This window comes from Holophagales bacterium (assembly GCA_016719485.1).
In the GTDB taxonomy this organism is placed as follows: Bacteria; Acidobacteriota; Thermoanaerobaculia; order UBA5066; family UBA5066; genus UBA5066.
The window spans coordinates 20,700-30,711 of sequence record JADJZB010000010.1 but is presented as its reverse complement, the minus strand read 5'-3'; the positions used below and the strand labels follow the sequence as shown (position 1 = coordinate 30,711).

Here is a 10,012-nt window from a genome sequence, read left to right as displayed (position 1 = left end):
GACGGGAAACCGGACCGCCGGTTTCCCCTACCTCCTCCGTCGCGCCACCGCACGCCTCGATGATCTCGTAGGGGGGTCGGCAGGACGAGCGTCAGGAGCGTCGAGGTGGTGATCCCGCCGATGACGACCGTCGCGAGCGGCCCTGGACCTCGGCGCCCGCGCCGTGCGAGAGCGCCATCGGGAGGAAGCCGAGCGCGGCCACGAGGGCCGTCATCATGACCGGCTTGAGCCGCGTCGCGGCGCCCGTCAGGACCGAAGGCCGCAGCTCCAGGTGGCCCCTCCTCGCGCAGGCGGTTCATCGACGTGATCATCACGACGCCGTTCAGGACCGCGACGCCGAAGAGGGCGATGAAGCCCGACCGACGCCGAGAGGTTCAGGTTCAGGCCGCGCAGCCAGAGCGCCGCGACGCCGCCGACCAGGGCGAACGGGACGTTGAGGATGACGAGCGCCGCCTGCCGCGCCAGCCGGAAGGTGAGGAAGAGCAGCAGGAAGATGATCGCGAGCGAGGCCGGGATGACGATCATCAGCCGCTTCGTGGCGCGCGCCTGGTTCTCGAACTGCCCGCCCCACTCGGCGTGGTACCCGGAGGGCATCGTGACCTTCGCGCGAACCAGCTTCTGACCCTCGGCCACGTAGCTGCCGATGTCGCGGCCGCGGACGTTCGTCTGGACGACGAGCCGGCGCTGCCCCGACTCGTGGCTGATCGCCTCGGGGCCCTGGGGCGTCGCGATGCGCGCCACGTTGCCGAGCGGCACCTTCTCGCCGCCGGGAGCGGTCAGCAGGATCGACGCGATCGCCTCCGGGCTCCGGCGCAGCTCGTCCGGGAAGCGCACGACGACGGCGAAGCGCCGCGGGCCGTCGAGGATCTCGGTGGCGGTGGCCCCGCCGATGGCCGTCTCGACGAGGTCCGCACGTCGGCGACGTTGAGGCCGTAGCGGGCCATCCGCGCGCGGTCGAGGTCGATCTGCACCTGCGCGGCCCCGGGAGAGCACCTCGACCTGCAGGTCCGCGGCGCCGCGGACCGTCTCGAGGACGCGCCGGATCTCCTCGCCGAGCTTCTCGAGAGTCGGGTTGTCGGGCCCGAAGACCTTCACGGCCACGTCGGCCTTAACGCCCGACACGACCTCGTCGAGGCGCATCGCCATCGGCTGCGTGAAGTTGATCGTCACCCCGGGCAGGTCGGCGAGCGCGACGGCCATCGCGTCGATCAGCTCTCCTTCGTCCACCGGCTCTTCCACTCGTCGCGCGGGTGGAGGTTGACGTAGACGTCCCCCTGGTAGATCCCCATCGCCTCGGTGGCGACGTCGGGCCGGCCGATCTTCGTGACGACCTGCTTCACCTCGGGGAAGGTCGCGACGATCCGCTCCAGCTTCGTCGAGATCTCCACCGACTCCGGCAGCGAAACGGACGGGAGCTTGCGCGACTCGATCAGGATCGCCCCCTCGTCGAGGCGCGGCATGAACTCGCTCCCGAGGAACGGGATCGAGGCGAGCGCCACGACGACGACCGCGAGCGCGACGCCGAGCGTCCGCGCCGGTGGTCCATCGCGTCGGCGAGGTGGACGCCGTAGTAGCGGCGCAGGCGCTGGAACCACCCCTCGTCGTGCTCGTGCATCGTCTCCTTCAGGACGAGCGCCGAGGCGACGGGAACGGCGGTGAACGAGAGGAGGAGCGAGCCGAGGATCGCCGAGCAGACGGTGATCGCCATCGGCTTGAACATCTTCCCCTCGAGCCCCTCGAGCGTGAAGATCGGCAGGTAGACCGCGATGATGATCAGGACGCCGAAGAGGATCGGCCTCGCCACCTCGACGGCGGCGGCCCCGATGAACGTCTCGTGCTTCTTGGCGGGTCCTCGCCCGGCGCGGCTCGGCCCCCTTCTCGGTCTTGCGCCGGATGAAGTTCTCGATCATGACGACGGCGCCGTCGACGATGAGGCCGAAGTCGATCGCGCCGAGCGACATCAGGTTCGCCGAGACGCCGAAGATCTTCATCCCGAGGAAGCCGACGAGCATCGAGAGCGGGATCACGGCCGCCACGACGAGCGCGGCGCGGAGGTCCTTCAGGAAGATGAAGAGGACGAGGACGACGAGGAGCGACCCCTCGAGGAGGTTCTTGCGCACCGTGTGGGACGTCCGGTCGATGACCTCGCTCTGGTCGTAGAACGGGACGATCGAGAGCCCCTTCGGCAGGCTCTCGGCGATCTCCTTCACCTTCGCCTTCACCCGCTCGGCAATCCTCTTGCCGTTCTCCCCCTGGAGCATGATGACCATTCCCGCGACGCTCTCGCCCTTGCCGTCGCGGGTCACGGCGCCGCTCCTCGGCATCTCGCCGACGCCCACGTCGGCCACGTCGGAGACGAAGACCGGGACGCTGTCGACCGTGGCCACGACGATCCGCTTCAGGTCCTCGATCCCGGTGGCGAGGCCCAGCCCGCGGACGGTGAAGCGTTCCGAGCGGTGCTCGATGAAGCCGCCGGAAAAGGTCGCGTTGTTCTCGGAGAGGGCCGTCACGACCTGCCGGAGCGGGAGGCCGAAGCGGTCCAGCTTGCGCGGGTCGACGAGGACGTGGAACTCCTTCGTCTGGCCGCCCCACGAGTTGATCTCCGAGACGCCGCGCACGGCGCGCAGGCGCGTGCGGACGTCCCAGTCCTGCAGCGCCTTCTTCGTCATCGGGTCGGCGACGTCTCCCTCGATGAGGTACTGGTAGATCTCGCCGAAGGCGGTCGCCACCGGGCCCAGCGCCGGCTCGGTCCCCTCGGGGAGGCGCGCGCGGGCGTCGTTCACCCGCTCGGCCACGAGCTGCCGCGCGAAGTAGACCGGCACGTCGTCGTCGAAGACGATCGTCACGATGGAGAGGCCGAACTTCGAGAGCGAGCGGACCTCCTGCGAGCGCGGCACGCCCATCAGCGCCGTCTCGATCGGGTAGGTCACCTGCTGCTCGACCTCGGTCGCCGAGAGGCCGGGCGCCTCGGTGACGACGACGGCCTGGTTGTTCGTCAGGTCGGGGAACGCCTCGACGGGGAGCTCGTTCCAGGCCCAGAGGCCCGAGAGGACGAGGAACCCGACCATCGCGTGGACGGCCATCCGCCGGCGGTACGCGCCGGCCACGAACCGCTCGATCCCCTTCGGGCGCGGGCCGGTCTCCGCCTCGGCGCGGTGCCGGTGGCCCCGTTCGCTGCCGCTCACCTCACTCCTCCGCCGGGGCGGACGCCGAAAGGAGCTGAGACTTCAGGAGAAAGCTCCCCTGGGTCGCCACCTTCTCCCCGGCCGCGACGCCGGAGCGGATCTCGACGAGGCCCTCGCTCGACGCGCCGAGGGCGACCTCGCGCTTCTCGAAGCGCCCCTTCGCTCCCGCCACGAAGACGTACGGCTTGCCGTCCATCTCCTGGATCGCCGCCTCGGGAACGACGACCATCGGGCGCGGCGCCGACTCGCCGAGGGCGACGCGGGCGTACATCTCGGGCTTGAGGAGCCCGCCCGGGTTCGGCACCTGGCAGCGCACCGTCACGCGGCGCGTCTTCGGGTTCACCGCGTCGCCGACGAACGTCACCTGCGCGTCGAACGCCCGGTCGGGCCACGCGGCCACGTGGACCTTCGCCGGCCGTCCGGCGGCGACGAGCGGAATCCGCGTCTCGTCCACCTCGGCCATGGCCCAGAGCCCGGTCAGGTCGCTCACGACGAAGAGGAGCGTCCCGGGCGTGACGGTGGTCCCGGCGGTCACGTTCTTCTCGAGGACGACGCCGGCGAGCGGCGCCCGGACAGGGACCGATTCCCCGGTCTCGCCCGTCGGGTCTTCCTTGTTCGTCACGCCGAGGTGCTCGAGCGCCTCCTCGGCGCGCCGCACCTCCGTCCTCGTCTGGTCCAGCTCCTCCCGGGCGGCCACCTGGTCGGTCTCGGCGCGCTGCCGCTCCTGGAGCGAGAGCGCCTTCTGCTCGTGCAGGCGCCCGGCCCGTTCCGCCGCCTGCGTCGCCCACGCCAGCTCCGTCTCGCGGCGGCGGCGCTCGGAGACAGCCTTGCGGTAGTCGGCCCAGGCGTCGTGGACGACCCGGCTGTTGAGCTCCGCGAGGACGGCGCCGCGCCCGACGCGGGAGCCCACCTCGGACAGGATCCGGACGACGTCGCCCTCCACGAGCGACCCGATCCGCGCCGTCCGCGTCTCGTCGAGGGCGAGGACGGCAGGCGCGTCGAACGTCGCCGCCCGGGTCACGCCCTTCGCCTCGACCACCTCGATCCCCGCCAGCGAGACCGACTTCTCGCCGAGCGTCACGGCGTCGGTCGGCGCCGTCGCGGGGACGGACTCGTCCACCGGCTTCGCCGTGAAGATCCTCACCACGACGACGGCGGGCACGAGCAGGAGGCCCACGGCCAGGAGGACCCGGGGGAGCCGGCGCGGCATGTGCCGCTGGTGGCGCTTCCAGAAGCTTTCGGGTTCCGGGGTACCGGGTGGGCGCTTCGGGACTGCTCAAGGGAGAACCTCCTGTCCGAGGGCGAAGCGGGCGGCGAGAGTTGCGAGGCGGGCGTCGACGGCCAGGTCGAGCGTCTCCCGCACGGCCTCGGCGGTGACACGCTCGGCGTCGACGAGGGGAAGGACCTCCGAGACCCCCTCGCGGAACGAGGCGCGGGCGGCGCCGCGGGCGCCGAGGGCGGCGCCGAGGAGGCCCGAGGTCGCGGCTTCGGCCCGGGTGGAGAGCGTGCGCGCGGCCGGCCGCCTCCCGGCCGAGTACCTCGGCCTCCCCCTCGGGCAGGGCCGGGACCCGGGGCATCGCGAGCCGCGCCGGGTCGACCGGCACCTCCTCGCCGAGGAGGGCGGCCAGCCGCGCCGCGGCGTCGTCGAGCTCGAGCGTCGCGCGGGCCAGGAGCGCCTCGGAGCGGGCGTGCTCGGCCCTCAGCTTCAGGAGGTCGCCCTCGGCCGACCACCCCTCGGCGACCCGTTTCTCCACGGTCGCGATCATCGTTCCGAGGACGTCGCGGCTCTCGGTCAGGGCGGCGACGAGGTCCCGGCCGCGCACCGATCCCAGGTAGAGGCGCGCCGCCTCGAGGACGACCGTCTCGACCTCGCCGCGCGACGTGGCCCGCGCGGCCCGCGACAGCGCGGCGGCCTCGTCCCGGCGCGACGACCACGTCCCGAAGACGGGCAGCGGCTGCGACAGCTCGGCGACGACGTCGAGGTCGGCCTGCGCGTCGAACGGGTGGGCGTCGGTGCCTCGGCGCCAGTTCTCCACGCGCACCGTCGCCTCCGGGTTCGGCAGCCGGCGGGCCTTCGTGGCGCTCGCGTCCGAGGCGTCCCGCCGCGCGGCGGAGGCGGCGGCGAGCGGGGCGCGTTCGGCGGCGGCCCGGAGGACGTCCTCGAAGGGAAGGGGGCGGGAGGGACGGCGGCGAGCTCTGCACCCCCTGACGGGGGAGGAGACAGCCGCCGCGAGGAGGAGGGGAGAGAGCGAGCCGGCTCATCGATCGGCAAGCGTAGCGCGAAACCTCGAATGGATATCGAACGAGCGCTTTCCCGGGCGGGCGGCGCGGACACGGGGCGCGGGAGAAGATAGGATCACCTCAAAACCGGGGACGGTCCTTCCGTTCCGAACCCCAGGAGGTTCCTCATGAACCGCTCCGTCGACTACCGGAAGCGTGGCCAGGCCGTCTGGCTCGACAGCATCTCGGCCCGCATGATCGCCACGGGAGAGCTCGCCGGACGGATCGAGGCGGGTGCCATCTACGGCGTCACGTCGAACCCGACGATCTTCGCCCAGGCCATCGGCAAGGGCGACGGCGACTACGAGAGCCGGATCGAGCACCTCGCCGACGAGGGCAAGGATGCCTTCGAGGTCTACGACGACCTCACGCGCGGCGACATCGCCGCGGGGGCCGACCTCTTCGCCGCCCAGCACGCCGCCAACGCCGAGGACGGCTGGATCTCCCTCGAGGTCCTCCCGAGCCTCGCCCTCGACATCGAAGGGACGATCGCCGAGGCCCGGCGGCTCCACGACCTCCTCGGAAAGCCGAACGTCTTCATCAAGGTCCCCGCGACGCCGGCCGGCTGCGTCGCCATCCGCGAGCTCATCGGAACGGGCGTCTCGGTCAACGTGACGCTCATGTTCAACCGCAAGCACTACCGCGACGTGGCGCACGCGTACCAGGACGGCGTCGCCGCCTTCGTCGCCGCCGGCGGCGACCCTTCGAAGGTCGCCTCCGTCGCGTCGTTCTTCATCTCGCGGGTCGACACGCTCGTCGACAAGCTCCTGGCCGAGAAGGCGGGCACGGCTCCCGCGCCGCTTCGCGCCCGGCTCGAGGCCCTGCGCGGCAAGGCCGCCCTCGCGAACGCCAAGGTCGTCTACCAGGACTACCTCGCCGCCTTCGGAACCGGCGCGTGGAAGGCGCTCGCGGCGAAGGGGGGCCCGCGTGCAGCGCCCGCTCTGGGCCTCCACCGGGACGAAGAACCCCGCCTACTCCGATCTCCTCTACGTCGAGAACCTCGTCGGCCCCGACACCGTGAACACCCTGCCGGAAAAGACCCTCGAGGCCCTCCTCGACCACGGCCGCGACCTGGGAGACACCGTCCTCGAAGGGGTCGACGAGGCGCACCGGACGCTCGACGGGCTCAAGGAGCTCGGCTTCGACGTCGAGCCCTCGGCGAGAAGCTCCAGGGCGAGGGGATCGTCTCCTTCGAGAGGTCCTACGACGAGCTCCTCGGCGTCGTCGAGGAGCGGCGCCGCGCCGCCCTCCTCGAGTCGGCCCGCACGGTCAAGATCCGGACGTAGTGCGCCGGCCCGTTCGACCGAGCGCATGAGCTCCACCTCTCCTCCCGCGGCGACGATCGTCATCTTCGGGGGGTCGGGCGACCTCGCGCGCCGCAAGCTCGTCCCGGCCCTCTTCGAGCTCCACTGCCAGGGGCAGCTCGCCCCGGAGACGGCGATCGTCGGCTTCGCCCGCTCGGTCGACTCCGACGACGCCTGGCGCGACGACCTGCGCGCCGCCCTCGCCGAGTTCGGCCGGACGGCCCACGGGGACGAAGAGTGGGGGAGATTCGCCGCGCGCCTCTTCCACTTCAAGGGCGACCTGAAGCAGACGCAGAGCTTCGTCGACCTGAAGGCCCGCCTCGAGGCGCTCGAGGGGGAGCGGGGTCTCCCGGGAAACCGGCTCTACTACCTCGCCATCCCGCCCTCGGGCATCGGCGACGCCGCCGCGCGACTCGGCGAGGCGGGGCTCGTCCACGCGGTGGAGCCCTCCGGCCCCTGGTCGCGTCTCGTCGTCGAGAAGCCGTTCGGGCACGACCTCGCTTCCGCCCGCGCCCTCAACGAGAAGGTCCGCCACGCGTTCCGCGAGAGCCAGATCTTTCGCATCGACCACTACCTCGGCAAGGAGACGACCCAGAACCTCCTCGTCTTCCGCCTCGGCAACGGCATCTTCGAGCCGCTCTGGAACCGGCGCTACGTCGACCACGTCCAGATCACCGTCGCCGAGACGCTCGGCGTCGAGGGGCGCGGGAAGTTCTACGAGGAGTCGGGGATCTTCCGCGACATCGTCGAGAACCACATGCTCCAGCTCCTCTGCCTCGTGGCGATGGAGCCGCCCGTCGCGTTCGAGGCGAACGTCGTCCGCGACGAGAAGGTCAAGGTCCTCCGCTCGGTGCGGCCGCAGACGCCCGAGGAGATCCTGCGCGACACGGTGCGCGGCCAGTACGCCCCGGGGTCGATCGACGGTCAGCCCGTCCCCGGCTACCGCCAGGAGCCCCACGTCGCCGCCGCCTCCGGCCGCGAGACGTACGCCGCGTGGAAGCTCCAGATCGAGAACTGGCGCTGGGCCGGCGTGCCGTTCTACCTCCGCGCGGGCAAGCGCCTGCCCAAGCGTGTCACCGAGATCGCCATCACCTTCAAGACGCCGCCCATCGCCCTCTTCCGCAGGGCGGGTGTCCTCGGAAACGAGCCGAACGTCCTCGTCCTGCGGATCCAGCCCGACGAGGGGATCGCCCTGCGCATCGGCGCCAAGCAGCCCGGCCCGACGATGCGCGTCGAGACGGTGAAGATGGACTTCAAGTACTCCGAGCACTTCGGCGAGAAGACCCCCGACGCCTACGAGCGGCTCCTCCTCGATGCGCTGAACGGCGACCCCACCCTCTTCGCGCGGCGCGACGAGGTGGAGGCGGCGTGGGAGCTCGTCACGGCCGTCCTCGACGTCTGGCGCGAGAACCCCCCGCGCGACCTCCCGAACTACGAGGCCGGGACCTGGGGGCCCGAGGCGGCCATGGAGCTCCTCGCCCGCGACGGCCGCCGCTGGCGGCGGCCCTAGTCCCCGACCGGAGCCATGCCGAGAACGCAGGTCACGGTGTTCCCGTCCTCGGCCGCCCTCGCGGAGGGGGTCGCCGAGCTCTTCGCGCTGCGCGCCGCCGAAGCAGTGGAGGAACGCGGGCGCTTCCGCGTCGCCCTCGCCGGCGGCACCACGCCCCTCGCCGCCTACCGCCGCCTCGCGGACTCCCCGTGGGCCGACCTCGTCCCGTGGGGCTCGGTCGAGGTCTTCTTCGGCGACGAGCGCTGCGTCGGCGAGTGCGACGGCGACCGCAACGATGCCGCCGCCCGCGAGGCGCTCCTCTTCCACGTCCCGATCCCGCCCGAGAACGTCCACCCCGTTGCGTCGCTCGCGCCCGACGGGGCCGAGCGGTACGAGGCGCTCCTGCGCGAGCGCCTCTCGGCCCCCGCGCCCGCGGTCCCGGTCCTCGACCTCGTTCTCCTCGGCCTCGGCGAGGACGGCCACACCGCTTCCCTCTTCCCCGGCCACCCGGCGGCCGCCGAGACGGTGCGGCTCGTCGTGAGGGTGGACGGCGCGCCGAAGCCGCCCCCCTCGCGCGTCACGTTCACGCTGCCGCTCCTCAACGCGGCGCGGTCCGTCGTGTTCGTGGTGTCGGGCCGGGGCAAGCGCGAGGCGCTCGCCCGGGTCCTCTCCGGAGACCTCGCCCTTCCCGCCGCTTGCGTCGACCCGCCGGTTGGAGAGAGGCTCTTCTTCCTGGACCGCGCGGCCGCGGGGGAGGACTGACGATGCTGCTCGCCGGAGACGTCGGCGGAACGAACATGCGCCTCGCCCTCTTCGAAGTGGAGGACGGGCGCCTCGTCGAGAAACGCCGCACGCGCTTTCCGACGCGCGATTTCGCGACCCTTCACGACGCCTTCGACGGCTTCCTCGCGGGCGAGAAGCGGCTCGAAGCGGCGGCCTTCGGCGTCGCCGGCCCCGTACGGCACGGCCGCGCCGAGGGGACGAACGTCGCCTTCTCCATCGACGCCGAGGAGATCCGGGCCGACCTCGGAGTCCCCGCGGTCGTCCTCAACGACCTCGCCGCGAACGCCTGGGGCCTCGCCGAGCTCGGCCCTTCCGACTTCGAGGTCCTCAACCGGGGCGAGGAAGACCCCACGGGCAACGGCGCCCTCATCTCGGCCGGCACCGGCCTCGGCGAAGCGCTCCTCTTCCGTTCCGCGAGCGGCTTCATCCCGATGCCCTCCGAGGGGGGCACGCCTCCTTCGCGCCGCGCAACGACGAGGAGATCGAGCTCCTGAAGACCCTCCGCCTGCGCCACGGGCACGTCTCGTGGGAGCGCGTCGTCTCGGGGCCGGGCCTCGCGACGCTCTACCGGTTCGAGCGCAACCTGTCCGGCCTTCCCGAGCCCGAGTGGCTCACGAGCGCGATCGCCGCCTCCGGCGACCCCGCCCCCGTCGTCAGCCGCGCCGCGCTCGACGAGACCGACCCCGTCTGCCAGAGGACGATGCACCGCTTCGTCTCCCTCTACGGCGGCGAAGCGGGGAACCTCGCGCTGAAGACCCTCGCCACGGGCGGCGTCTACGTCGGCGGCGGCATCGCGCCGAAGATCCTCCCGCTCCTTCGGGACGGCTTTTTCACCGCCTTCACGGCCAAGGGGCGGTTCGGGCCGCTCCTGGCGCGCATTCCGATCCGCGTCGTCCTCAACGACTCCTGCGCCATCCTCGGCGCCGCGAGGGCCGCGGCACGCGCCGCGGCCGGCGCATCACAGGGATGAG

Annotated in this window: 6 protein-coding genes and 2 pseudogenes; 3 read left to right on the top strand and 5 right to left on the bottom strand. The window is 72.2% G+C overall.

Going from position 1 to position 10,012, the window contains the following annotated elements; all coding sequences use genetic code 11:
• Positions 1 to 91: 91 nt before the first annotated feature.
• The 5 genes and pseudogenes from IPN03_08770 to IPN03_08750 all read right to left on the bottom strand — a co-directional run bounded on the left by IPN03_08770 (position 92) and on the right by IPN03_08750 (position 5,350).
• Positions 92 to 271 carry an efflux RND transporter permease subunit gene (locus IPN03_08770; GenBank protein ID MBK9373805.1) on the bottom strand — a complete coding sequence of 60 codons (180 nt, stop codon included), beginning with the start codon at positions 269 to 271 and terminating at the stop codon, positions 92 to 94.
• Entirely contained in the window at positions 247 to 1,227 is a 981-nt protein-coding gene (locus tag IPN03_08765) for an efflux RND transporter permease subunit (protein ID MBK9373804.1), read from the bottom strand. The genes IPN03_08770 and IPN03_08765 overlap by 25 nt, the downstream gene beginning before the upstream one ends.
• Positions 1,209 to 3,185, bottom strand: coding sequence for an efflux RND transporter permease subunit (locus tag IPN03_08760; GenBank protein ID MBK9373803.1), 1,977 nt, complete (start codon positions 3,183 to 3,185; stop codon positions 1,209 to 1,211). Before IPN03_08760 ends, IPN03_08765 begins: the two co-directional genes overlap by 19 nt.
• Before the next feature lies 1 nt (position 3,186).
• A complete protein-coding gene (locus IPN03_08755) occupies positions 3,187 to 4,395 on the bottom strand; it encodes an efflux RND transporter periplasmic adaptor subunit (protein ID MBK9373802.1) in 1,209 nt (402 codons plus the stop codon).
• A gap of 400 nt (positions 4,396 to 4,795) precedes the next feature.
• Positions 4,796 to 5,350 (bottom strand): annotated as a pseudogene (locus IPN03_08750) (TolC family protein).
• A 1,042-nt stretch (positions 5,351 to 6,392) separates the two neighbouring features.
• Here IPN03_08750 and zwf point away from each other — a divergent pair.
• From zwf to glk, 3 genes and pseudogenes are all read left to right on the top strand, one after another.
• On the top strand, positions 6,393 to 8,279 hold the full coding sequence (zwf, locus tag IPN03_08745; GenBank protein MBK9373801.1) for a glucose-6-phosphate dehydrogenase: 1,887 nt from the start codon (positions 6,393 to 6,395) through the stop codon (positions 8,277 to 8,279).
• Between the two features lie 15 nt (positions 8,280 to 8,294).
• Positions 8,295 to 9,020, top strand: a complete 726-nt coding sequence (gene pgl, locus IPN03_08740) for a 6-phosphogluconolactonase (GenBank protein ID MBK9373800.1) — start codon at positions 8,295 to 8,297, stop codon at positions 9,018 to 9,020.
• 2 nt (positions 9,021 to 9,022) lie between these two features.
• Positions 9,023 to 10,011 (top strand): annotated as a pseudogene (glk, locus tag IPN03_08735) (glucokinase).
• Position 10,012: the final 1 nt, after the last annotated feature.